At 38.6% G+C, this 23,536-nt stretch carries 21 protein-coding genes and 5 pseudogenes; 10 read left to right on the top strand and 16 right to left on the bottom strand.

Features of this window, described 5'->3' with window-relative positions; genetic code table 11:
* The first annotated feature begins 348 nt into the window (after nucleotides 1–348).
* Complete coding sequence (locus tag GVV58_RS13290) at nucleotides 349–1,671, top strand: ISNCY family transposase (protein WP_159516739.1); 1,323 nt, start codon at nucleotides 349–351, stop codon at nucleotides 1,669–1,671.
* 442 nt (nucleotides 1,672–2,113) lie between these two features.
* Here GVV58_RS13290 and GVV58_RS13285 read toward each other — a convergent pair whose 3' ends face one another.
* Both GVV58_RS13285 and GVV58_RS13280 read right to left on the bottom strand, forming a co-directional pair.
* On the bottom strand, nucleotides 2,114–2,560 hold the full coding sequence (locus GVV58_RS13285) for a ribbon-helix-helix protein, CopG family (protein WP_016658834.1): 447 nt from the start codon (nucleotides 2,558–2,560) through the stop codon (nucleotides 2,114–2,116).
* 163 nt (nucleotides 2,561–2,723) lie between these two features.
* A pseudogene (locus tag GVV58_RS13280) lies at nucleotides 2,724–2,951 on the bottom strand (NAD(P)H-dependent oxidoreductase); the annotation flags it as partial.
* Between GVV58_RS13280 and GVV58_RS13275 the strand changes: the two are divergent.
* A pseudogene (locus GVV58_RS13275) lies at nucleotides 2,952–3,141 on the top strand (DDE-type integrase/transposase/recombinase); the annotation flags it as partial.
* 16 nt (nucleotides 3,142–3,157) lie between these two features.
* On the opposite strand, the pseudogene GVV58_RS13270 reads toward GVV58_RS13275, so the two are convergent.
* The 4 genes and pseudogenes from GVV58_RS13270 to GVV58_RS13255 all read right to left on the bottom strand — a co-directional run.
* Nucleotides 3,158–3,355: pseudogene (locus GVV58_RS13270) on the bottom strand (hypothetical protein); the annotation flags it as partial.
* Nucleotides 3,356–3,378: 23 nt separating this feature from the next.
* Complete coding sequence (locus tag GVV58_RS13265; RefSeq protein WP_159516737.1) at nucleotides 3,379–4,308, bottom strand: copper resistance protein B; 930 nt, start codon at nucleotides 4,306–4,308, stop codon at nucleotides 3,379–3,381.
* Nucleotides 4,295–6,058 (bottom strand): copper resistance system multicopper oxidase, encoded by a 1,764-nt coding sequence (locus GVV58_RS13260; protein WP_159516736.1) that lies wholly within the window; start codon nucleotides 6,056–6,058, stop codon nucleotides 4,295–4,297. Before GVV58_RS13260 ends, GVV58_RS13265 begins: the two co-directional genes overlap by 14 nt.
* 86 nt (nucleotides 6,059–6,144) lie before the next feature.
* On the bottom strand, nucleotides 6,145–6,462 hold the full coding sequence (locus tag GVV58_RS13255) for a hypothetical protein (protein ID WP_004755899.1): 318 nt from the start codon (nucleotides 6,460–6,462) through the stop codon (nucleotides 6,145–6,147).
* 148 nt (nucleotides 6,463–6,610) lie between these two features.
* Between GVV58_RS13255 and GVV58_RS13250 the strand changes: the two genes are divergently transcribed.
* Together GVV58_RS13250 and GVV58_RS13245 are read left to right on the top strand one after the other, a co-directional pair.
* Entirely contained in the window at nucleotides 6,611–7,291 is a 681-nt protein-coding gene (locus GVV58_RS13250) for a heavy metal response regulator transcription factor (RefSeq protein ID WP_004668313.1), read from the top strand.
* Complete coding sequence (locus GVV58_RS13245) at nucleotides 7,284–8,684, top strand: heavy metal sensor histidine kinase (RefSeq protein WP_159516735.1); 1,401 nt, start codon at nucleotides 7,284–7,286, stop codon at nucleotides 8,682–8,684. The genes GVV58_RS13250 and GVV58_RS13245 overlap by 8 nt, the downstream gene beginning before the upstream one ends.
* A gap of 38 nt (nucleotides 8,685–8,722) precedes the next feature.
* On the opposite strand, the gene GVV58_RS13240 is transcribed toward GVV58_RS13245, so the two are convergent.
* The 6 genes from GVV58_RS13240 to GVV58_RS13215 all read right to left on the bottom strand — a co-directional run bounded on the left by GVV58_RS13240 (nucleotide 8,723) and on the right by GVV58_RS13215 (nucleotide 14,613).
* A complete protein-coding gene (locus GVV58_RS13240; protein WP_159516734.1) occupies nucleotides 8,723–10,006 on the bottom strand; it encodes an MgtC/SapB family protein in 1,284 nt (427 codons plus the stop codon).
* The gene (locus tag GVV58_RS13235; protein WP_159516733.1) at nucleotides 10,003–12,378 is read right to left on the bottom strand and encodes a heavy metal translocating P-type ATPase; all 2,376 of its coding nucleotides are present in this window, start codon (nucleotides 12,376–12,378) and stop codon (nucleotides 10,003–10,005) included. Before GVV58_RS13235 ends, GVV58_RS13240 begins: the two co-directional genes overlap by 4 nt.
* An 11-nt stretch (nucleotides 12,379–12,389) precedes the next feature.
* On the bottom strand, nucleotides 12,390–13,040 hold the full coding sequence (locus GVV58_RS13230) for an isoprenylcysteine carboxylmethyltransferase family protein (protein WP_004663997.1): 651 nt from the start codon (nucleotides 13,038–13,040) through the stop codon (nucleotides 12,390–12,392).
* A 20-nt stretch (nucleotides 13,041–13,060) separates the two neighbouring features.
* The gene (locus GVV58_RS13225) at nucleotides 13,061–13,309 is read right to left on the bottom strand and encodes a DUF2933 domain-containing protein (RefSeq protein WP_004695740.1); all 249 of its coding nucleotides are present in this window, start codon (nucleotides 13,307–13,309) and stop codon (nucleotides 13,061–13,063) included.
* A gap of 26 nt (nucleotides 13,310–13,335) precedes the next feature.
* Nucleotides 13,336–13,767 (bottom strand): hypothetical protein, encoded by a 432-nt coding sequence (locus GVV58_RS13220; RefSeq protein ID WP_004695737.1) that lies wholly within the window; start codon nucleotides 13,765–13,767, stop codon nucleotides 13,336–13,338.
* 603 nt (nucleotides 13,768–14,370) lie between these two features.
* The gene (locus GVV58_RS13215; RefSeq protein ID WP_004281876.1) at nucleotides 14,371–14,613 is read right to left on the bottom strand and encodes a DUF2789 family protein; all 243 of its coding nucleotides are present in this window, start codon (nucleotides 14,611–14,613) and stop codon (nucleotides 14,371–14,373) included.
* A 351-nt stretch (nucleotides 14,614–14,964) separates the two neighbouring features.
* Here GVV58_RS13215 and GVV58_RS13210 point away from each other — a divergent pair, with 351 nt between their 5' ends.
* The 5 genes from GVV58_RS13210 (at nucleotide 14,965) to GVV58_RS15785 (ending at nucleotide 19,853) form a co-directional block, all read left to right on the top strand.
* Nucleotides 14,965–15,345: a copper resistance protein CopC gene (locus GVV58_RS13210; protein ID WP_159516732.1), complete on the top strand. Its 381-nt coding sequence runs from the start codon at nucleotides 14,965–14,967 to the stop codon at nucleotides 15,343–15,345.
* Between the two features lie 64 nt (nucleotides 15,346–15,409).
* A complete protein-coding gene (locus GVV58_RS13205; RefSeq protein ID WP_159516731.1) occupies nucleotides 15,410–16,291 on the top strand; it encodes a CopD family protein in 882 nt (293 codons plus the stop codon).
* Nucleotides 16,292–16,754: 463 nt separating this feature from the next.
* A complete protein-coding gene (locus GVV58_RS13200) occupies nucleotides 16,755–16,949 on the top strand; it encodes a heavy-metal-associated domain-containing protein (RefSeq protein ID WP_004679365.1) in 195 nt (64 codons plus the stop codon).
* Nucleotides 16,950–17,125: 176 nt separating this feature from the next.
* The gene (locus GVV58_RS13195; RefSeq protein WP_159516730.1) at nucleotides 17,126–19,603 is read left to right on the top strand and encodes a heavy metal translocating P-type ATPase; all 2,478 of its coding nucleotides are present in this window, start codon (nucleotides 17,126–17,128) and stop codon (nucleotides 19,601–19,603) included.
* 124 nt (nucleotides 19,604–19,727) lie between these two features.
* Entirely contained in the window at nucleotides 19,728–19,853 is a 126-nt protein-coding gene (locus GVV58_RS15785; RefSeq protein WP_094148905.1) for a YHYH domain-containing protein, read from the top strand.
* A gap of 45 nt (nucleotides 19,854–19,898) precedes the next feature.
* Here GVV58_RS15785 and GVV58_RS13185 read toward each other — a convergent pair whose 3' ends face one another.
* Nucleotides 19,899–20,165 (bottom strand): metal/formaldehyde-sensitive transcriptional repressor, encoded by a 267-nt coding sequence (locus GVV58_RS13185; RefSeq protein WP_159516729.1) that lies wholly within the window; start codon nucleotides 20,163–20,165, stop codon nucleotides 19,899–19,901.
* Between the two features lie 56 nt (nucleotides 20,166–20,221).
* Here GVV58_RS13185 and dmeF point away from each other — a divergent pair.
* Nucleotides 20,222–21,144, top strand: a pseudogene (gene dmeF, locus GVV58_RS13180) (CDF family Co(II)/Ni(II) efflux transporter DmeF).
* Between the two features lie 306 nt (nucleotides 21,145–21,450).
* On the opposite strand, the gene GVV58_RS13175 reads toward dmeF, so the two are convergent.
* The 3 genes and pseudogenes from GVV58_RS13175 to GVV58_RS13170 all read right to left on the bottom strand — a co-directional run.
* Nucleotides 21,451–22,065 (bottom strand): thiol:disulfide interchange protein DsbA/DsbL, encoded by a 615-nt coding sequence (locus tag GVV58_RS13175; protein ID WP_004281236.1) that lies wholly within the window; start codon nucleotides 22,063–22,065, stop codon nucleotides 21,451–21,453.
* A gap of 186 nt (nucleotides 22,066–22,251) precedes the next feature.
* Nucleotides 22,252–22,382 (bottom strand): annotated as a pseudogene (locus GVV58_RS15780) (cation transporter); the annotation flags it as partial.
* Nucleotides 22,383–23,284: 902 nt separating this feature from the next.
* A partial coding sequence (locus GVV58_RS13170) for a DDE-type integrase/transposase/recombinase (protein WP_159138935.1) occupies nucleotides 23,285–23,536 on the bottom strand: 252 nt, incomplete at its 5' end.

Below are 23,536 nucleotides of genomic sequence, written 5' to 3'. Positions count from 1 at the left end.
TCATTTCAGTTTGCATATTGATATGCATTATCTTTACTGATGCAACAGACACACTACTCCATCCTATGGCAAAAACCATAAGAAAACAAAACCAAAGTTTTTTGGAGAGATGAGTCAACACGAATGCTATCTAGGAATAGAATTTAATCCAATATATCTTAACGGAATTTCAACTATTTACAACTCAATATAATTTAGTAGTTTCTCTAAAATTAACATAATACACCTTATACGAAACGTGTTTGTTAGAACCCATTTAAAGTGTCTATATTCTCACCAATAAAAATGTCTGGTTTATGATGGTTTTTATCACCATGGACTGGATATAAAATATAGACGCTGATCACTATGTCTGACAAAGAAATTCAACGTCTTGCAGTTCTGCAAGACGTTCGAGATCATCGTATTACCCAAGTCCGTGCTGCTGAAATCCTGAATCTTTCCACCCGTCAAATTACCCGGTTATTGCAGAAGCTCAATCAAGATGGTGTTTCAGGCATGACGCATGCCAGTCGTGGTCAACCGGGTCATCGTCGCCATGACGTTCTGTTAAAATCAGAATGTCTTTCCATTATTTCTGAACATCTGCTGGGCTTTGGACCTACCTTGGCGCATGAGAAGCTCAGCAGCATGTTTGACCTGAATATCCCGGTAGAAACGGTTCGGCGCTGGATGACTGCAAATGACCTTTGGATTCCGCGATCCAAACGTCTAAAACGCCCATACCAGCCACGCTATAACCGTGATTGCTTAGGTGAGCTGATCCAGATTGATGGCTCATATCATGACTGGTTTGAAGGAAGAGCCACCAAATGCTGTTTGCTGGTTTATATCGATGATGCTACCGGCAAGCTGTTGCATCTACGCTTTTGTGAGGCTGAAACGACCTTTGACTATATGCTTTCAACCCGAGCCTACATTGAGCAATACGGCAAGCCCTTGGCCTTTTATAGCGATAAACACTCGGTATTTAGAGTCAACCAGAAATCCAGGCAAGACAGCCAGATCACGCAATTTGGGCGGATTCTGAATGAGTTAAACATTGATATTATCTTCGCCAATTCACCCCAGGCCAAAGGTCGCGTAGAGCGAGCGAATAGAACCCTTCAGGACCGTTTGATCAAGGAGATGCGCCTGGAAGGCATCTGTTCGATTGCAGAAGCAAATGCCTGGTTGCCCTGCTTTATTGAGCAGTTCAATCAGAAGTTCGCCAAATGTGCGCGAAACTCAAAGAACCTGCATCGACCATTAACCGAATCTGATCTTGAACTGGATGATATTTTTACCTGGCAGGAACCGCGTAAGGTCACCAAGAATCTGACTCTGACCTATGACAAGTGTATTTATATGCTTGAACCGACAGAGCTGAATCATAAGCTTGCTGGGCAATACATTTCATTTCTGGAGTACCCGGATGGAACTATCGCCATCATGTATGAGGGACGGAAGATCTATTATAGCGTCTTCAATAAACTGGCTGGACTACAGCAAAATGCAGTGGTTGAGAATAAAAGATTAGGTTCGGTTCTGGCCCATATCCAGCAACAGCATGAAGCATTGGAAAAACAGAATAAACGTTCCCGCCTCAAGAAAAGTATGCCGAGTCGTAAAGCTCAGAAAGCTGTTATTGAACAAAGAAATTTAAATCCTGTGCTTGACTCTTGTGGTTAAAAACAGGACATTTTAAATGGTTTATCGCATAGACATTTTAATTGGTGAATAACAACACTTGTATATTAATATCAATAACTTAAAAATTTCACACTGATCACAAAATGCCCAAAAATCCGATTTTGAAACAAGTCGGCTTAAAAATGATCAATTTTGGCATTTTCCGAATGTTATCAACTCTTCCAGGGTAAAAACTATCCCCAATTTCTGTGGATGAAATTTAGGCTATTTTGTAGGCCTAGGCTTACGTGAATCTCGGCCCTTTGCTGCTATGCGGCATACTGGAATTTTCATATTATTGAATGGTCAGGAACAGGAAGTTCCATATAATAAAAAATAAGCACCAGGATGGCGCTATATAAGACATGCAAGAGCACAAAGACCTAATGTTCCAATAAAAAACCCCGGCAGGATGCCGGGGTTTTTTATTTGTATAAGCTATTTAAATAATAGCTTGTTCTTTTAAATGAGATAGTGCAGCAAGAATATATGATGAGTTGAAGGTTACATCGGTATAGGTTGATGGAGATCGACTTCCAGTTTCCTTAAAAATCTTATAAAAATTATCAACTTCATCAGTGCTTAAAGGGCGAATATTATCTTTGTTATTGTGAACAAATAATTTTCCGTCCTCACTAAACATAATAAATTTAGATTTTCTAGATTCAGTTTCTAAATTAACTGGTGTAGAAAAAAATTTAACGAGAGTTTCATATAGATTAATATTCATGTAACTTAACCCTTTGTTTTCATGTATATATTTTTTCGATAAGCTCTCAATACTCATAGAAATAGCTTCTCTGGCTAAAAATGATTTCGTTCTTTGACTCTTTTCAGCCAGTTGATCTAACTGTTTTTCTAATTCTACAGGTAATCGAAGCATCAACATTATAAACAACCCAATCTAAATGTATATCAATTAGAGTATATCATTAAGATGGTAGTTTCAAATTTTTTGAACCGCTCTTTCTCTGATTTCAGGGGTATATTTTAATTTTGTCATCGGGATAGTCTCTCAGAATATTGACTCTCCGACAAACCCGGTACGGTTCAGACTGTGATCCACCACTGACTTGCATCAAGGCAAGGGTTTTACCTTGGGTAGCACGGATTGCTCCTCCTGCAAGTGGAATCCAGTCTATTTGTGATTTAAAAATGGAACTCATAGAACCATGACGTTCAGGTGAACACCAGACCATACCTTCAGACCATGCAAGAAGCTCATGCAGTTCTTTTACTTTTGGATGCTCAGTATCCGCATCTTCTGGCAAAGGAAGGCCCCACAAGTGATAGATACAGATAAAGCACACATATGGAGGTGCTTTGTCACGGTTAAAATGGGAAAGAAAATGTCCACCAGATCTTGAGCACAGGCAGGTTAAGTATAAAAATAACGTGATCGAATGTAATCATGGCAAGCTAAAGCGGATCATTAGGGCCACTTTAGGATTCAAATCGATGAAGACGGCTATGTCACATGCATCTATTCAGATGGCATTAAACACCGATGATGTACAGACGAAGTAGTAGCAGCCGATCCTACTAAAAGAATAGCAAACGATAAAAACAGCGATAAGCATGTTTTTAACCACTGCATAAAAATAGACCAAAAATTAAGCTTTTTTAGTTTTACAGATTCGAAAATAAATAGTAATAATTCATGAATAGTAGCCGAAGCTACCATTCATGAATCCAAATCATACTATTTTAAAAAACTAATTCGATGCCTGCACCATATTTCCATCCCTTTTCAGACTCTGTTGCCTCTTGCATAGAAGTGGCTTTCTGTCCTTTTTCATATTGGTAAGCAACATCAATGAAAGGTTTAATTCGCTTAGTAATCTCATATCGGGTTTTGATACCAGTTTTTAGTTCTGATAAACCTGATTTTGCAGCATAGTTAGAATCATCGCTAAATATTACATCTGCTTCGATATAAGGTTGAGTAATAAGTTTCTGAGTTAAAAGCAAATCACGTTCTAATTCAAAACTTGCTCCCCAAAAATTATTCTCACCGCCATAAAGATATGCTTGTGTTTCAAAGAAATAAGGAGCTAGACCTAATATACCAATAACCCCATCCACTCGATCGCTGCTGCTGTTATTTTTATCTTCACTATATCTTACCCCAGCTTGTACATCCCAAAATGGGGCTACGTTACGGCTATAAAGTGCTGATACAGCATATTTTGGATCATTACTTTCTGACTTTTCCGAATTGGCTTCAATAAATAGACGATTTTCATCTGTACCAATCAAAGTTTCAAACTTTGTTCCTAACCCACCTTTACCGTCTTCATCAACCATCCATTCATTTTCGAGTTTTGTAGTTTGATAAACTTGACCACCATGTTCTTTAAGATGATTATTATGGGAGGAATCAGCTGGTTCCAAATTCTTCCGCATAATTTGAATACTTTTGTTTCCCTTGTTAATATTTCTTTTTGAAAAATACTTTGGATAAACATTTTGCGGGGAATAGCTTAACCCACCAGATTCCTGCAATAGTACCTTCATACTTTCTGGCATATTGCTATCTTCTACTGGTTGAGTGTTCTTTGCAAAGGTCAGATTTGATAATCCAAATAGCGCAATCATCAAAGTTGTTTTTGAAAACAAATTATTAGTGATGTGCATGTGGATTTACTCCCTTCTCATTTACTTGGGACTGAGGAACAGTCTTTGTAGAATTACCATCTTCCACTTGAGCTACAATGAGTTTATTCATCATTCCTGCACTCATATGGTAAAGCAGGTGACAATGAATAGCCCACTCACCTAACTCATCAGCTGTGAGTAGAGTGGTTATCGTTTTCCCAGGTGGAACAATTACCGTATGTTTGTTTGGCATATTGCTTGGATCCTGACCATTCTCAAGCTGCATAAACATGCCATGTAAGTGCATTGGGTGAGCCATCATACTGTCATTGACAAATTTTAAGCGAATACGTTCACCATACTTCACCACTAGTGGGTCGGCTTCATTAAATTTTTTACCATTTATTGTCCAAATATAACGCTCCATGTTTCCACCAAGACGGATCTCTATTTCACGTTCAGCTGCACGAGTGTCTTTTTGAGGATCTAACGATTGCAAATCACTATATTGCAATGCTTTATTACCTTCAGGTGTTGAAGCATTTGCCCATCCAAATACGGTATTATCATTCTTGTCTGAAGCCGCCTTAACAGTAGCGCTATTCATCGGCATATCATGATTCATATCTTTCATTGAAGACATATCATGATCCATACCTTTCATAGAAGACATATCGTGATTCATGCCTTTCATAGAAGACATATCATGATTCATTCCCATATCTTCCATAGTCAATAAAGAACGAGGACGAGGCTTAGGCATCTCAATTTGTTTTACAGGTGAGGTATTTTCATCATGTAAGGTTCCAACCGAAAATCCAGTACGATCAATAGATTCAGCTTCGATTTGATAATGGGCTTGTTTCGGTTCAACAATGACATCATAAGTTTCAGCAGTACCTATACGGAACTCATCTACAGGAACAGGTTTTACAGGTTGACCATCGGCACTTACCACTGTCATTTTTAAATTTGGAATTCGTACATCAAAAAATGACATTGCAGAAGCATTAATAAATCGAAGGCGAACTTTTTCTCCAGCTTTAAAATTACCGGTCCAGTTTTGCTGAGGTGTTTTGCCATTCATTAAAAATGTATAGCCTGTGACATCAGACATATCTGTTTTCAACATCCGCATCTGATTCCACATAGAGCGGTCTTGCCAAGTTGCCTTTAATCCATCACGTTTAACTTGTTTCATGACATCAAATACCGTTTCTCGACGGTTCTGATAGTAATCTGCTTCTTTTTTAAGATTCTTTGTGATTTGATCACTTGTTGAATTATGAAAATCAGAAAGCAAAACCACATAATCTCTATCAGTTTTTTCAGATGATGTTAAGGGGGTTTTATTTTTCGGATAAATAACTAAAGCACCATATAGGCCGTCTTGCTCTTGCCCTTTACTATGGGAGTGATACCAATAAGTACCATTTTGACGAACCTTGAATTTATATTCATACGTTTTATTAGGGGCGATGCCTTCGAACTGGTTGAACCCTGGTACACCATCCATGATTCCGGGTAATATCAATCCATGCCAATGAATTGAAGAGTCCTGATTTTTTAGCTTATTATGAACACGAATAACGGCATCATCTCCCTCTTCAAATTCAAGAAGAGGGGCAACGAATTTACCATTAACGGTAATTCTCTTTAGCGGTTTTCCTGTAATATTTACAGTCTGTTCCGCGATCGTTAAATCATATTCTTTAACTGCCGCCATTACCCAAGTTGATGAAAATAAACCAACTCCAATTAAGAGTACATGACTTAACTTATTTGACATTCTATCTCACCGTTAAAAAGACCAGATTAGAGTATTAAGGCAATCCTTATCGTTAGCTCCAATACTCCTTTCCTGCTTTTATAAAATTATTTATTTGATGTATTGGACATATTCATTTTTGAATGATCCATTTTCGAATGGTCCATATTCATCATGGAATGATCCATTTTCGACATATCAGAGGAATTTGCCGCTTGCTGTTGGCTAGGTTCTTGCTGAACCTTATTATCCTTGTTCATCTTACAAGGTTTAGAACACGGCTCTTGTGCTTTTTTTGCAGTTGTCACAGCATTAGATTTCGAATTTGATAGATCTTTTGCATCATTTGCCCAAGATTGAGTACCAGCAATTAAAGTTCCAGCACACATTAAAATTGTTAGACTACGACGCACTACAGTTTTCATAAGTTTCTCTAAAAGTTAATTTCTTGCTACTACAATAAAGTGAAGCACTGAACATCTGAGTGACTTGAAAATGACATTTTTGTAATCTATTTCAATCTCGGGTTTTATAAAGTTATTATAGGTTTAATGAATGACTTAGGATTCTGAGATGAGAATATTATTGGTTGAAGATGAACAAAAAACTGGTGACTATCTCAAGCAAGGTTTATCCGAAGCTGGCTATATTACCGACTGGGTTACAGATGGGTTAACGGGTAAACATCAAGCTCTTTCTGAAGAGTATGACTTAATTATTTTAGACGTGATGTTACCTGGACTAAATGGTTGGAATATTATCAATGATATTCGTAGCAGCGGTAAAACAATGCCCATTCTATTTTTAACAGCCAGAGATCAGATAGAAGATCGAGTAAAAGGTCTAGAGTTAGGCGCTGATGATTATTTAATAAAGCCTTTTGCTTTTGCAGAGCTTCTTGCTCGAATCAAAACTCTCCTTAGACGAGGGCAGCAAAGAGAGGATAGTAATATTATTAAGATTGCTGATTTAGAACTTGATTTGAGAAAACGTCGGGTAACGCGAGCGGGTCAACGCATTGATCTGACGGCAAAAGAATTCGCGCTTATGGAACTTTTTATGCGTAGACGAGGTGAAATTTTACCAAGAGCGCTGATTGCTTCTCAAATTTGGGATATGAATTTTGATAGTGATACGAATGTCGTTGAAGTCGCTATTAAACGATTAAGAAGTAAAGTTGACAGTAACTTTACTCCCAAATTAATTCAGAATATTCGAGGAATGGGGTATGTACTAGAGGTAGAGGATGAATAATAATTTATTCAGAGCGATCAGTTTCCGGATCGGTATCATTTTCTCATTATCTACTATTTTCATTCTAATTATTATGGGTTTGTTCATAAATAAATTAGTAATGCATCATTTTGAAACTCAAGACCGTACCCAATTAGAAGGTAAAATCCAGCTTATTCAGAATCTTCTCCAACAGCATCCTAAAAATTCTCCAGAACTTAATTTCTATTTAAGAGATGCGTTAGTTGGACACCATGATCTTATGGTCCAAATAGAACGACCGACAGGTCAAGTTTTATTTAGTTCTGCATCCTCAATCATTAATACTCAAAATTTAATCAAGTCAGCAAATAATTCATGGATTAAATGGCAAGTTCAAAATAAGACCTATCGTGGCATGATCTACACTACAGGTATAAATAGAAATTCTGAAATACAATCTGTACGAATTATTGTTGGGATCGATACATCAGAACATCTACATTTTCTAAAAGATTTTAAGCGTCAACTTTTGTATATTGGTTTGGCTGGTACAATTTGTTTAATGTTTTTAGGTTGGTTTGCAACCTGGAGAGGTTTAAGACCCGTGCAAAAAATGGCTAAGGTCGCAGAAGGAATTTCTGCTCAACATCTTTCAGAACGTTTAGAAGTTGAGCATACACCAACCGAACTAAAATCATTGGCAATCGCCTTCAATGCTATGCTGGACAGACTAGAGTCAGCTTTAGAAAAACTTTCCGATTTTTCATCTGATTTAGCACATGAAATTAGAACACCGATTAATAATTTAATGACCCAAACTCAAGTATGTCTCGCCCGTAACCGAGATATTGGTACTTATCAAGAAATACTATTTTCTAATTTAGAAGAATTTGAACGTTTGGCTCGAATGGTGTCCGATATGCTTTTCTTGGCAAAAGCAGAACATGGCTTAAATTTACAGAACTTACAGAATATTGACCTCGTTAAAGAAGTTACCGCTTTATTTGATTTCTATGACGCTCTCGCTGCCGAAAAAAATATGACACTTCAACAAACAGGATCTGGCAATGTAAAAGGTGATCCTGCTATGTTACGTCGCGCACTCAGCAATCTATTGTCTAATGCAGTTAAATATGGAAACAAGAATTCTACAATACGGATAAAACTTCAACAGAATTTAGATAACACAATATTTTCAATTGAAAATGAAGGCCCTGAAATCTCTCCTGAACAACTATCCAGATTATTTGATCGTTTTTATCGAACAGATGCGTCTAGGCAAAGAACAGAAGAAGGAACCGGCTTAGGGCTTGCCATAACAAAATCTATTCTTGATATGCTTGGGGCGACCATCCAGGCTGAATCCCTCAATGGTCGAATCATTTTTACCATTGTTTTTCAAAGTGAATCCATGCAAGGGGAATCGTTTTAACTCATTTTTTGAACATCCTCCATTTACCCGAGTTGACCTTACATAAAGCTCAAACTGAGAGCCAGAGCTACGCCAGCACCTATCATGGCAATTGTGTAGCCAATTATGATGGCTCGGCCAAACTGTGCCCCCCCTGTCATCCATGCAATTGTCGCTTTGCTTAACATGTTGCTCAGTGTGGCCAGCCCTAGCGCGACAGCAGCCACATTTGTTGTTAAGCCTTCAGTACTATGCAGGCGGGCAAGTGAGACTAAAATAGCATCTACGTCTGCTAGCCCGGAAATAGTCGATAGTACGAAGATGCCGCTGGTGCCCAACCATTGTTTTGCTGCCGGAACCAAGACTGCCATGACAGAAAGGAAAGCAGCGAAGCTGAATGCTGTCCCAAGATCAAAAGGAGCCATTGCTTCTATTGTTCGATCGTTGTTTTCAGCGCTGGTAATTTGGCGTTGTCTCCACAGTGCCATACCCAGCAAAAGGATTCCCGCAATCATCATTGCACCACCAAAAGTGCTTAGAAGTGCGGGTTCAATGACGCCTATCAGTACAGCCATACGAAAAAACATGATGCCACAGGCAGCCAATGTTCCAGAAATAGCAGCACTGACCATGACGGGGTGCTGGCGTGTATAGCGTGCCAGTGCGACAGTTGCAGCTGTAGAAGATGCCAAACCACCCAATAGACCTGTCCAGAGTATGCCTCTTTTTGAACCGGTGAGCCGCATGGCAAAATGACCTGCCAGAGAGAGTCCGGCAATCAGGATCACTGCCCACCATAACTGGTAAGGATTTAATGCAGCAAAAGGTCCCATACCCGTATTGGGTAAGTAAGGTAATATAACGACAGAAAGTACCAGTAACTGTAGAGATGCGGTTAATTCACGATGTTCGATCAAGCGTAACCAACCATGTAAGGTTGGCTTGAGATCCAAAAATACAGCCACGATGACAGCCGCTGTTAATGCTAAAGTAACATTACCATGGGATGCATATGCACCTAGAACTAATGTCAACAGCATCGCGATCGTCGTGGTAGCGCTTAAATTACCGGAAATTTTTGCGGTACGCGCGTAGGATACCGTAAGTAAAAGGGAAAGCCCTAATACGGCTGCGACTAGTGGCCAAGGCCCAAAGTTTGGCTGTAGATGACCCAGCACTCCTCCGAGTAATCCTGTCAATGTGAAGGTACGTAGGCCTGCTACTCGGCTGCCTTCTGGCAGTTCACGATCATTCCATCCTCGTTCTAAACCAATGAGCAGGCCGATGGCAAGTGCTGCAACTAGGCCTGATACATCTGGTGGAAGAAAAGGACTCTCTATCATAGCTTTTTATGTCGCAGGCGAAGGGCATTCGTGATCACTGAAGCGGAGCTAAAACTCATGGCCAAGGCCGCAATCATGGGTGACAACAACCAACCTGTAAATGGGTAGAGTACGCCAGCTGCTATTGGGATACCCAAGGCATTGTAAAGGAAAGCAAACATGAGGTTCTGTTTCATGTTGCTGACAGTAGCTTCCGAGAGTGAACGGGCAACCGAGATACCGCGTAAATCTCCCTTGACCAGGGTAACTTGAGCACTATTCATTGCGACATCAGTCCCGGTACCCATAGCGATACCGACATCAGCCTTGGCTAGTGCAGGTGCATCATTGATTCCATCGCCGGCCATTGCCACGATGCGACCTTGCTTCTGCAATTTGCTGACAAGTTCGAGTTTATCTGCGGGTTTGACTTCACCATGTATCTCATCGATTCCCAGACGTGCTCCGACTGAACGGGCAGTGGTGAGACCATCTCCTGTTGCCATTACGATACGTAGTCCAGCTTCCTTCAGGGTGGTAAGAGCTTCAGGAGTACTTTTTTTGATGGGATCAGATACTGCAAGCAGGCCGGCCAATTCACCATTGATGGCTAGATGCATGACACTTGCCCCTTCCGAACGCAGCTCTTCGGCTTGCGGAATCAGAGATTGTACGGAGATACCCAATTGTTCCATCAGTGCCGTGTTGCCCAAAGCTAACTGACGATCGCCCACTTGACCTCGAACACCGATCCCAGAGCCTGATTCAAAATTGTCTGGTGTTTCAAGAGACAGGCCACGTTCGTGTGCTGCATTTACAATCGCATCAGCTAGCGGATGTTCACTGCCTTGATCCAGGCTAGCGGCCAGACGTAATACTTCAGATTCCTCGAACCCTGCTGCAGCTACTACACGGTCGAATGCAGGGCGTCCTTCAGTCAACGTACCTGTTTTATCGATGATTAGTGTGTCAATCTTGCGCAGATTCTCAATGGCCGCCGCATCACGGAATAGCACACCATGGGTGGCACCTTGACCCGTCGCAACCATGATAGACATTGGGGTTGCCAAGCCCAGTGCGCAAGGACAGGCAATAATCAGTACTGCCACAGCATTGATTAATGCATAAACCCAGCTCGACTCTTCTGGGCCGAACAGTCCCCATCCAAAGAAGGTAAGTAAGGCAATAGCCACTACAGCCATTACGAACCAACCTGCTACCTGATCAGCCATACGTTGCATGGGTGCTCTCGAGCGTTGAGCTTGCGCCACCATCTGTACGATCTGAGCCAACATGGTGCTTGAACCAATTTTCTCTGAACGCATGATCAATGAACCATTGGTATTCAGGGTAGCTCCAATGACTTTGTCGCCGACGCGTTTAGTGATTGGTAAAGGTTCGCCTGTCAGCATTGATTCATCTACTGAACTGCTTCCTTCAGTGACTACACCATCCACAGGAACTTTTTCACCTGGGCGAATTCTGAGTAAATCTCCTACATGGACATGAGTCAGAGGAACATCTTCCTCAGTTCCATCGGGCAGGATTCGGCGAGCTGTTTTAGGAGCAAGTCCGAGGAGTGACTTAATTGCAGCAGAAGTTTGCGAACGTGCTTTTAATTCCAGTATTTGCCCCAGTAGGGTCAAAGAAATGATGACCGCTGAAGCTTCAAAGTAAACAGCGACACGACCCATGGAGATAAATGAGTCTGGAAAGATTTGTGGTGCAATGGTCGCAACCACACTGTAAATAAAAGCAGCCCCTGTACCTAGACCGATCAGGGTCCACATGTTTGGGCTGCGATTCACAACCGATTGCCAACCACGGGAAAAAAATGGCCAACCTGCCCACAGTACAATCGGGAGTGACAACACTAATTCAATCCAGCTCTGAACTGCCATGTCGAACAGGTTCAGTTGATGGCCAAACATTGCCAAAAAAGTCACGACTATGGTGAGTGGCAGTGTCCACCAGAAGCGTCGACGGAAATCACGTAACTCAGGATTCTCATCTTCCTCTAACTCGGGAATGAGTGGTTCCAGTGTCATTCCGCATTTAGGACAGTTTCCAGGATGATCCTGTCTAATTTCTGGATGCATTGGGCAAGTATAGATGGTCGTGCCTGTTGTGCTTGCATCATTAACGGATTGAGTAGTCTGATGATGCTGTGTATGTGCATCGGCAGTCGTCGTTGCGGGTTTAGCGATATATTGCACCGGGCTGCTATGAAACTTTGATTGACATTTATCACTGCAAAAAAAGTAAGTTTTCCCCTTAAATTCCTCATGGTATTTCGATTCTTCAGTGACGGTCATACCACAGACTGGGTCTTTCAGTACGTCTGTTGTAGCCTGTGCCATATGGTCCTGGTTATGATTTTTTTGATCTGACATAAATAATTCTCTTATGGAAAAGTGGTTTTATGGCCGAATTTTGGAATAAATCTCGGAGTCTGTTGAGCATAGCTGTCATAGACAGCGCCAAACTGTTTACTCATTTCAGCCTCTTCCTTAATTGCCAAGCGGCTGTACATTAAGAGTAGGATTGGAAACATAATCAGTGTCAGTAAAGTTGGCCATTGCAATAAAAAACCCAGCAAGATCATCACAAAAGCCACGTATTGTGGGTGACGTATACGTGCATAAGGGCCTGTGATCGCTAAAGAATGCTGACGTTGCGCGTTGTACAGCACGTGCCATGACGTTGATAACAGGTAAAATCCATAGCCCAAGAAAACGTAACTGGCGATATGCAAAATGCCAAAATGTGGATCACCTTTTTCACCTAATAGCGTTGACCACAAGTGACCTGCATTATGAGAAAGTAAGTCAAGTTGAGGGAAGCGAGTTTGAAGCCAACCAGATAACAGGTAAATGGTTAAAGGAAAACCATACATTTCGACAAATAGAGCAATGATAAAAGCCGAAAAGGCCCCAAATGTACGCCAATCGCGCGCAGTGGAAGGTCTAAAAAAACTGAAAGCGAACATGATAAAAACTGCTGAGTTAATGATAACCAGCGTCCATAAACCATAAGCCGATTCCGCATGATTCATGATGGATCTCCTGATAAGAGCTATTTTTTGTTATCAGATATATCGGATTTTTTTTGCTGCGAGTGGTTATGCCCATGACCACCATGCATAAAAATATGCATCAGTGGACACGCTAAAAGGAATAAATAAGGCAAAGCACCGATAACGTGGGCTAAATGTTCCGTTAATAGAAAATAAGCTGCGATACCACCCAGCACGATTAGACCAATGGCATAACGTGTAGACCAGAAGTTAGGTACTGAATTATTTTCTTGGTGTTGGTGATTCATGGTGCTTTCCCCTAATTCATGGGTAACTATTTAGTTGCTGACGGAGGCATACAGTCCATCATCATCTGCATCATGGATTGCATCATGTCCATACGTTTTTCCATCATCTGCTGACGGTCAGCCATATTTGCATTCATGCTTTGGCTGCCCATCTGTTTCATCATACTCATACCTCCTTGCATGAGTTTCATGTGCTCAGCCATAAGTTTCTGACGTTCTTGTGGGGTTTTTGCAGCCATCATCTTCTCATGCATGGCTTGCATCGCCTTCATGTGTTGATCCATTGCAGCCATTTTATCTGTAGCAGTGGTGCTGGTAACTGTTTGCTTAATTGTTACTGCAGATGGTGCTGTTTTTTCAGGGTGGTGATCTTTGTGTTCATCGGATTGCTGTGCAAATGTATTCAATGACGCGGCTGCGATACATAAGCCCAAAAAAATGTTTTTGAATTTCATCATAATTTTTTCCTTTAAATAATTTGGAAGTAAAAGCTATGTTTTAGTACTGAACAGAGTCTAGGAATTTGACTACTAAACTGATGAAATTTTTGGTTATTCTCTGTCTCTCTTAAAAATTTTAGCACTATTAATTAATTATTTTTAAAAATGACAAAAATGTAATTTTGAGATCTTCTCGAAATATATAGTCTATGCTGAGATGACAAAAATTTTATTTAATATTAATCTTTTAAAACTATTAAAGTTGTTATGATTTTATGTGCTTAAAAAAATAAAAATGAAATGATTAGATGACTCCAAGGCTAGTTAGAGACACATTCTTAATGTAATTTACACTGTTATTCCTTTAAAGAAAAAATACAGTTGATCAAAATAGTTTTTTATAGAAAAAAGGGTGGATAATTTAATTATTAAACTTATTGGTATATTTATTAGATAGAAGGTAAAGAAGATTATTTTTAATATTAGGGTTTATAATCCAAATTTCAGAGTAAGGAATCTACTACTTATATAATAGAGATTCCATCTCCAAAACAGTACTACTGTATGAATGAGTTGTATTCAATGCAGGGAAGAATGTAGATCCTTAATACTAACGGAAAATTATTTTACTGAATTTTCATGTAAAGACTCATTTAATTGATCAATCACTGTCGTCCATTCACCATCAGAGTGTAGTTTTTCTTCTAAAAAATGACGTTGAGCATCAGTCCAAAAAATTGCTTGTGTTAAAAAAACATCTCCAGCTAGCTGATGGCTCTCTATGAATTTTGCAATTGCTTCTTCAGTAGAAGCTAAACCAAGCTGTTCAAATAATTTGGTCATTCTTGGACGTGTTTGAGTCATGTGCTTAGCCCACAAATTTATATTAGATCAAATTAAACATAACATGTTTATATTTAAACTAAAATATAAAAAATTAAATAGCTACTATTTTCTTAGACAAAATGATTACTACATTTCATAAATCAACCACCTACATAATTTGTTTGTTAAATGATCATTATTTTTCAATAAGATTATTTTAATAGTTAAAGATTTTAAATTTTAAAAATGACAAAAATGTAATTTTGAAGTCATCGCTCTGTTTCTGTCTCTCACTAATAATTGAAATATAAGAGGAGATGATGTGGTCTCATTAAATATAGATTTTATAAAGTCATCTCTAATGAACTAACGAATCAAGAGGAAACGTAAATGAAATTATTTCAAAATAAAATGACTGCTCTACGTAATGTTGTAGTAGCTGCAACGATGATTGTGGCTACTACAACTACGTTCGCTCATGTGAGTTTAGTGAGTGCGATTCCTGCGGAAAATGCATCTGTCCTTAGTCAACCAAAGAACTTGACCCTTAACTTTGGTGCAGAGGTTATGTTGATGAATATTAAGTTACTGGATGCTCAGCGAAGAGATGTTCCTTTAAAATATGAAGTTACGCATGACTTAAAGAAATCCTTTGATGTCGCTCTTCCGAAACTGAAAAAAGGTAAATATACCGTTGTCTGGACAACAATGGGGAAAGATGGCCACAACATGAATGGTGAATATAGTTTCACTATCAAATCAACTAAATAAGAATTGATTACCTTTCAACATGTCAGTGAGGTGCTGGCATGTTGTTCTAGAATGGACAAAAATAATGATTTCTGAATATTGGATGTGGGCCACTTGGTTAACTAAGGTTATTTTATATTTAAGTTTAGCTTTTGTCGTTGGTGGAGCCTTTTGCTATTTTTTACTTAGACAATATCTTGAACTAAAAGAATCGATTCTTAAATATATTACAATTGGCGCTGGATTAGGCCTAATTTCCAGTACCTTGGGATTTTTTATTCTGATTGGTAGTTTTGCCAATACTGGTATTACAGGGATGGTGGACCCCACGTATATTAATATATTGGTTAATACTCCGACGGGGTATATATACGTTCTTCGTTCTATTAGTTTTGCTCTTTTACTTCTTCTCATGGTGGTTAAAGTTAACAGGAACAAAGGTCAGTTTTCTATAATTGAAAGTTCAATATTTTGTATTTTACTTATCCCGATTATTTTTAGTTTTTCCCAGCTCGGACATGTCGCTAATTTAACCTTACTTGCTCAAATTTTATTATCAATCCATATTCTAGTTATGTCGTTATGGATGGGGTCTTTATATCCGTTATGGAAAACCAGCCGGGAAATAAGTGGTTTACCTTTAAAAGATCGCATGCATGTATTTGGACGTATTGCTGCTTTCATTGTTGGGATATTAATCGCCTGTGGCGCTAGTGTAGCTCTTCTTTTAATTAAAGATTTTAATACCTTAATCAATACTGCATATGGCTATGGTTTCATGGTTAAAATGTTTTTTGTTATAGGTATTCTACTTTTAGCTGCCTTCAACAAATGGTATTTCACCCCGCATCTTCAACATCCTAAATTTGCTAAACACCTTAGTCATGCCATTTTATTTGAGATGTTATTAGGTCTATCAATTCTATTAACAACAGGCTATATAACCACTGTCGTGGGTATTGAATAAGAGAATTTCAAAATAAGGTTATTGAGGAAATTTAACATTAGTACTTTTATCTTTTGTAGCTGAGCAATAAAGTTTCTACTGGACTGCCAGCTTACGACAATCAGAACAGTAAAATCGCATCATAAGGCATTTATATATTAAAGGTAGTCACCGGTTTTTAGCTTCAATCCATAAGAGTCTCATCTATTCAGTTCACTACTATTGATTGAAATAACTATCTTATAAATTTCAAAGTGATCGTAGATGACAAAAATGTCATTTTTAAGTCACGTTAATGTTGGTTAAGTACTTTTACTGTAGTCATTAGAACGCTATGCTTTAGAATACTCTGATGAAAACTATGGATGTAAACAGACCAAGTTACAGCAAGTAACTGATTCAGAGAAAGGCTGGTTGTATGGTGAAAGTTTAGAGTTACTGTTCTAATGGTTTAAACAAATGTTTTGTTAAAAAGGAGCAACATATGAAATTTCACATCGCTAATATGACTTGTGGTGGTTGTGCACGAGGCATTACTACTGCAATTAAAGAGCTCGACTCGAATGCATCACTCGATATTGATTTACAAAACCGTATCGTTGAAATCAACACAACGGTTAGTCAGGATAAAGTCATTGCCACTCTCGGTGATCGTGGATTTACAGCTGAGCCTGCTTAATCTCTGTTAGAGTAAAGTGGTAATCCCTTATCACTTTACTTACTCTTGTTTTTCTCATCGTACAGATAAAATCTGTACTTGCTTGCAATAAAAGTGCTGCCTGAATTCCCAATTATCTTGGTTCGAGCTGATCTTCGCATATAGAACTCAGCATATCTAAATGATAGAGATCGTATATGAGTACCGAAATGACTGATACGCCACACTACAGTGAAACATTAGAGATTGAGGGGATGACATGTGCTTCTTGTGTAGGCCGTGTGGAAAAAGCTTTAAAATCTGTTGAGGGTGTTGAATCGGCTCATGTAAATCTGGCTACCGAAAAAGCAGTCATTTATGCGCATCAACCACTTGATCGCGCTACTTTAATTAAAGCCGTAGAAAAAGCAGGCTACGAAGTGGAAGTATTGCAACCGATAGAGCTTACGATAGAGGGTATGTCATGTGCTTCTTGTGTAGGTCGAGTAGAAAAGGCTTTAAAATCTGTTGAAGGAGTTGAGTCGGCTCATGTAAATCTGGCTACTGAAAAAGCGACTATTCAGGCAAGCTCATCTGTCACTCGTGACTCGTTAATTCAGGCTGTCACCAAAGCAGGGTTTGAAGCAAAGTCAGTTCATCAAACTACGGAAAGCTTTCAAGATAAAAAGAATATTGAATTAGAAAAACTTAAAAAAGATTTAATTTTGTCAGTCTTATTGACTCTACCCGTTTTTATTTTAGAAATGGGATCACACCTGATTCCCGCCTTTCATACGTTTATGATGGATAACATTGGCCAACAAAATAGCTGGTTAATGCAATTTTTCTTGACCACAGTAGCATTAATTTTTCCAGGCCGACGCTTCTTCAAAAAGGGCATCCCAAGTTTATTCCGCTTAGCACCAGACATGAATTCCTTGGTGGCTGTAGGAACATTGGCTGCTTATCTTTATTCAGTGGTTGCTACTTTCTTTCCAAGTGTCCTGCCACAAGGCACGGTCAATGTTTATTATGAAGCTGCAGCGGTTATTATCACTTTAATTCTATTAGGTAGATTTTTTGAAGCCAAGGCAAAAGGCCGAACGTCTTTAGCAATTCAACATCTAGTTGGAATGCAGCCTAAAGTTGCCAGAATACAGCTCAATAATCAGGTGATAGAAGTTCCGATTGCCGAAGTTCAAACAGGAACGATTGTAGAGATTAGACCAGGCGAGCGTATCCCTGTCGATGGTGAAGTTATTCACGGCCAAAGTTTTATTGATGAATCCATGATTACTGGCGAGCCTATGCCCGTTGAAAAAACGATAGGCTCTACTGTGGTAGGAGGAACAATTAACCAAAGTGGCAGCTTAAATATCAAAGCCACCTCTGTTGGTAGTTCATCAGTGCTTTCTCAAATCATCCGAATGGTTGAACAGGCACAGGGTTCCAAGCTGCCTATTCAGGCATTGGTTGATAAAATTACCATGTGGTTTGTACCTGTAGTAATGGGTCTCTCTCTTTTAACTTTTATTACTTGGTTTATCTTCGGCCCTGAGCCAGCCCTAACGTTTAGCTTAGTTAATGCAGTTGCGGTACTCATTATTGCATGTCCTTGTGCAATGGGACTTGCAACGCCTACATCAATCATGGTGGGAACTGGGCGTGGTGCTGAAATGGGTGTTTTATTCCGTAAAGGGGAAGCTTTGCAGCTGCTCAAAGAAACTAAAGTGGTTGCTGTTGATAAAACAGGGACCCTGACTGAAGGGAAACCAATTTTAACCGATCTGCATGTCTTAGAAGGGTTTGAATACAATGCCGTACTTTCACTTATGGCAGCCGTTGAATCAAAGTCTGAGCATCCTATTGCTCGAGCAATTGTACAAGCCGCTATAGATAAGGAATTAATCCTGTCTCCTGTTGCTGATTTCAAGTCAGTCACGGGCTATGGAATAGAAGCAACGGTGTCTGAACATTTGGTTCATATTGGTGCAGATCGATATATGGAAAAACTAGGTTTGAATCCTAATGTTTTTTCTCAATTTTTGGATCGTTTGGGAGAAGAAGGAAAAACCCCTCTCTATGTTGCGATTGACCAGAAACTTGCTGCCATTATTGCTGTAGCAGATCCAATTAAAGAATCAACATTTGCTGCAATTGAAGCGTTACATCAGTTAGGTTTAAAGGTTGCCATGATTACAGGTGATAACCGTCATACAGCTCAAGCGATTGCAAAAAAACTAGGTATTGATGAGGTTATTGCAGAAGTCTTACCAGAAGGTAAAATAGAGGCCGTTAAAAAATTAAAAAATCAATATGGTAAACTCGCATATGTTGGAGATGGCATTAATGATGCCCCTGCACTTGCAGAAGCAGATATTGGTTTAGCAATAGGTACAGGTACAGACGTAGCTATTGAAGCTGCTGATGTGGTTTTGATGTCTGGCAACCTGAAAGGAGTGCCAAATGCTATCGCTTTAAGCAAAGCGACTATAACCAATATTCGTGAAAATTTATTTTGGGCATTTGTTTACAATGCAGCTCTGATTCCTATTGCAGCAGGTGTACTTTATCCGCAATTTGGACTGCTACTTTCTCCTGTATTTGCTGCTGGTGCAATGGCTCTCTCGTCAATATTTGTACTAGGAAATGCTTTACGATTAAAACGTTTTAAAGCCCCCCTTGCAATTATTTAACCATTTTTTATATACATTTAAAGTTTTGTTGGCTTTACTTTATATATTTGGAAATAGTCTAAGCCATGTTGGCTTTTATTAAATATCATACAGTTGATATTCTAATTATTTGAGAGGGATTAAGATGAAAAGAATTTTATTAATATGCTTTATAGGCATGTCATTTACCTATGCGAATGCTCATTCTGGGGGAACGAACTCACAGGGTTGTCATACCAACAGTAAAACTGGTGATTACCACTGTCATTAATAGGTGCGCACACAGTTTTTTTATTTAAAAGACTGTGCTTTAAAGTTATAAGTAGCGTTTAACTAAAGCTAAAAATTCATTCAGTTCTTTTTCCTTTATTTTCTCAGTATCACCGAGTACATGTTCTCTAAGATGAAGTTCTATTAACTCATTCATTAAGCCATTTATCGCACCTTTAATTGCTGCAACTAGCTGTAATACCTCAATACAAGAATTTTCAGAATTTAAAATATTCTGTTCAAGGGCATTAGTTTGACCTTGAATTCGTCTAATCCGATTTAAAATTTTTTTGTTCTGATTTAAGTGAGACATACTATTCAACCTCAAGAACATATACTATGGGGGAGTATTAATTGTGGTGCAATAAAATGTAATATCTAAATAATGTTAAAAGTGACCATTCGCATCAATTTGACGAAGGAAATCCTTTAGCACAAAAGAAAATTTTAATCGCAACCATCCTCACTGGTGTAATGATGGTGTTTGAAATTTTTGGAGGATGGTTCTTTAATTCCATGGCTTTATTGGCTGATGGATGGCATATGAGTTCTCATATGTTGGCATTGGGCTTAGCTTATTTTGCCTATAAAATGGCTCGAAAATATGCTCGTGATCAGAGATTCTGTTTCGGTACATGGAAGATAGAAATCTTAGCTGGATATTCGAGTGCCATTTTATTGATGGTTGTTGCTGTATTCATGGGTGTTCAATCGATAGAACGTTTATTCAATCCTGTGAATATTCACTACAACGAGGCAATTTCAATTGCGATTGTTGGCTTGATCGTTAATTTTATTTGTGCCTGGTTACTACGTGAAAATGGTCACCACCACCATCATCACTCTCATGATGACCATGACTTAAACCAGAAAGCCGCTTTTCTTCATGTAGTAGCAGATGCAGTAACTTCTGTATTAGCGATTATTGCACTTTTCGCAGGGAAGTATTTTGGATGGGATTTTTAGATGCAATTCTAGGGATCGTAGGTGCAGTGCTTGTAGCACAATGGTCTTGGGGATTGATTAGAGAAACAGGTAAAACATTGCTTGATGCAGAGATGGAACATCCTGTAGTAAAGGAGATTCAGGAAGTTGTAGAGGAATTAGATAACCAAATTACGATTACTGATCTGCATGTCTGGAAAGTAGGTAGAAGTAAATTTTCATGTATTTTATCCCTAAATACAGTTAATGACTCCTTAACAGCAGAGGTAGTTCGTAAAGCTTTGTCAATTCATGAAGAGATTGTTCATATTTCTGTTGAAATTAACAAGAATTTCCATGTTGTTTAAATTAATATTTATTCCTTTTAAACTTTATCAGTCTATTTATGTAAATCTTAGATTAGAATTTGTTTGTTGTAGAGCGTCGGGGCGCCTCGGCAATTCTGCGTGTTGAAATAGAAAGGAAAATTCATTACTTTAAAGCGCAAAGCGTGTTGCAGATGCAGCTCTTATTCCGAGGAATTTTACACTGGTATCGCCCGCCGATAGAAACACCAGATCCGGCAGTCAGGACGTAAATAACCATTCCTCCAGTTTAAATAAAAAAACCTGCAGATTCGATGCAGGTTTTTTTTAGAGATAATCAATCGCGTCTTATTTGGCTTTACGCTCTTTCTCGATCAGGTAATTCACCACCTGAATGACTTTGGCATCATTACCCTGCACAATATATTTACCATTCACGGTCACTGCCGGAACACCACTTAACTGATACTGAGCAGCCAGATTTTTGGCTTGGGCAATTTTCGAAGTGATCGGGAAAGATTTATAAGTGCTGTTAAATTTCGCTTCAGGAATACCATAGCGGGTATAGAACTTGGCCAATTGCGCCTGTTCTAAAATTGGACGTTGCTTATCATGAATATCATGGAATAATTGTAAATGTGCTTTTTGACGCACACCCAATGCTTCAGACACATAATAAGCACGCGCTGCCTGCTCCCAGAGTGGATTCATTGCAGCCGGCGTACGTACAAAACGTACATCTTTTGGTAATTTTTTCAACCAGCCCTGCATATGTGGTTCAAGCGCGAAACAGTGACCACAGCCGTACCAGAAGAATTCACGTACCTCAATTCTGCCCGGTTTTTCGACTTTGACTGGTTTTGCAACCACCTGATAGTCCTGACCTGCCACAAAATTGGCCATAGCATTGCCTGAAAAGGCCAAAACAGATGCGGCAACAGCTCCTAAAAGGAATTTTTTCATTGGGATTATCGTCCTCTAAATCATTATGCTTAGTGTATGGGTTCACTATAAATCAATTATGCCGGTTCCGTTTTCATGCTGCGAACTTTTGTGCTATCAGAACCGCTACATTAAAGTATGCGACTGATTTTAAGTCAGTTAATATGGCCATTCGACCGCTATGTGTTTTTAGATAATCACAAAAGTTAAACTTTGAGTAATAAAAACGGTTATAATTTCTACGATTAAAACGTAGTGGTCAAACCTACAGTAAATATTAGCTTCTTACTATTCTCTTCAGTAACAGCCGCGTGGCTCTGAGAATGATCTTCTGACATACAATAGTTTCCTTATTCTATTTACGATTAGCTGAGAGACTTGAGTAAGCCTCAATATTTCTGCTAAAAATTGCTTACTATAATTGGTCAAGAAGCTTTCTTTTCATTTATCCACCGGGACAATATTGGTAATAAAACCAACATAAGAAGGGTTGATGAGATAATTCCTCCAATAACCACATTTGCTAGTGGGCACTTTACTTTTTTCTCCAATTCCAATGCCTCCCTAACTAATTAGAGAGTTTTAAGCATTATTACATGAATCTTTCCAGTACTATTGTTGCAAATATACTAAGTTGCATATTTATTCCTGCCTATGTATAGGAGCATATGTAACCCTAAAGTTTAAAATAGTCTTTTCGGATTATTTAAAAATTTGAAAATGGTAAAGAATAAATTAAAAACAATAAATATATTTATCATTCGATTTAAAAAAATTAATTAATCTTAGTTACACCATACTAAAAATAACTAATTTTTAGTTTTCCTAGTTATATGTGCTTCATTATAATTTTGAATTAATTCTCTTCACACCCTTTGCTTTTTTCATTGTTAATTATTTCTAAATTTTTCTCTAAGAAACGAAGTCCCCCATCAGCAAAACTACTGGTTGAAAAAACTATAGTAAAAATAACTAAAACAATCTTCATATATATATTATTGAATCTAATCATATCTTGGACCAAAAAATAATTTCTTCATATACTAATTCCTAGATATATACACCTAAATGACAACCAAATTACAAATTTGTAATTTTGTTAAGGTTTGTCCTAAAAAAAATAAATTAATACTATTTTAACAAAGATAAGTTGTTGCTGAAAAATTTGAATTGTAAGGGATTTAATTAGGCACTGTTGCAAATAGAGATTTGAGTCGATGATGTTCCCTTTAAAAAGTACTTAGAGACCGAAAACCCTGTTGATTAGACACACTTCACCCTGAGGCTGACCATAATAAAATGACGATGCTTGTCCTTTACGTAGTGCACGCATGACTTCAATACCTTTAATTGTGGCATAAGCCGTCTTCATAGATTTGAATCCTAATGTGGCCCTGATGATCCGCTTTAGCTTGCCATGATCACATTCAATCACGTTATTTTTATACTTAATCTGCCTGTGCTCAAGGTCTGGTGGACATTTACCTTCCCG

Source organism: Acinetobacter sp. 18QD2AZ41W, assembly GCF_009829025.1.
GTDB classification, from domain to species: domain Bacteria; phylum Pseudomonadota; class Gammaproteobacteria; order Pseudomonadales; family Moraxellaceae; genus Acinetobacter; species Acinetobacter pseudolwoffii.
This window is presented reverse-complemented; position numbering and strand designations above follow the sequence as displayed.

Coding starts and splice junctions, on each gene's coding strand:
- GVV58_RS13290 (WP_159516739.1), top strand. CDS start 349: ATGTCTGACAAAGAAATTCAACGTCTTGCAGTTCTGCAAGACGTTCGA.
- GVV58_RS13285 (WP_016658834.1), bottom strand. CDS start 2,560: ATGTTGATGCTTCGATTACCTGTAGAATTAGAAAAACAGTTAGATCAA.
- GVV58_RS13265 (WP_159516737.1), bottom strand. CDS start 4,308: ATGCACATCACTAATAATTTGTTTTCAAAAACAACTTTGATGATTGCG.
- GVV58_RS13260 (WP_159516736.1), bottom strand. CDS start 6,058: ATGTCAAATAAGTTAAGTCATGTACTCTTAATTGGAGTTGGTTTATTT.
- GVV58_RS13255 (WP_004755899.1), bottom strand. CDS start 6,462: ATGAAAACTGTAGTGCGTCGTAGTCTAACAATTTTAATGTGTGCTGGA.
- GVV58_RS13250 (WP_004668313.1), top strand. CDS start 6,611: ATGAGAATATTATTGGTTGAAGATGAACAAAAAACTGGTGACTATCTC.
- GVV58_RS13245 (WP_159516735.1), top strand. CDS start 7,284: ATGAATAATAATTTATTCAGAGCGATCAGTTTCCGGATCGGTATCATT.
- GVV58_RS13240 (WP_159516734.1), bottom strand. CDS start 10,006: ATGATAGAGAGTCCTTTTCTTCCACCAGATGTATCAGGCCTAGTTGCA.
- GVV58_RS13235 (WP_159516733.1), bottom strand. CDS start 12,378: ATGTCAGATCAAAAAAATCATAACCAGGACCATATGGCACAGGCTACA.
- GVV58_RS13230 (WP_004663997.1), bottom strand. CDS start 13,040: ATGAATCATGCGGAATCGGCTTATGGTTTATGGACGCTGGTTATCATT.
- GVV58_RS13225 (WP_004695740.1), bottom strand. CDS start 13,309: ATGAATCACCAACACCAAGAAAATAATTCAGTACCTAACTTCTGGTCT.
- GVV58_RS13220 (WP_004695737.1), bottom strand. CDS start 13,767: ATGATGAAATTCAAAAACATTTTTTTGGGCTTATGTATCGCAGCCGCG.
- GVV58_RS13215 (WP_004281876.1), bottom strand. CDS start 14,613: ATGACTCAAACACGTCCAAGAATGACCAAATTATTTGAACAGCTTGGT.
- GVV58_RS13210 (WP_159516732.1), top strand. CDS start 14,965: ATGAAATTATTTCAAAATAAAATGACTGCTCTACGTAATGTTGTAGTA.
- GVV58_RS13205 (WP_159516731.1), top strand. CDS start 15,410: ATGATTTCTGAATATTGGATGTGGGCCACTTGGTTAACTAAGGTTATT.
- GVV58_RS13200 (WP_004679365.1), top strand. CDS start 16,755: ATGAAATTTCACATCGCTAATATGACTTGTGGTGGTTGTGCACGAGGC.
- GVV58_RS13195 (WP_159516730.1), top strand. CDS start 17,126: ATGAGTACCGAAATGACTGATACGCCACACTACAGTGAAACATTAGAG.
- GVV58_RS15785 (WP_094148905.1), top strand. CDS start 19,728: ATGAAAAGAATTTTATTAATATGCTTTATAGGCATGTCATTTACCTAT.
- GVV58_RS13185 (WP_159516729.1), bottom strand. CDS start 20,165: ATGTCTCACTTAAATCAGAACAAAAAAATTTTAAATCGGATTAGACGA.
- GVV58_RS13175 (WP_004281236.1), bottom strand. CDS start 22,065: ATGAAAAAATTCCTTTTAGGAGCTGTTGCCGCATCTGTTTTGGCCTTT.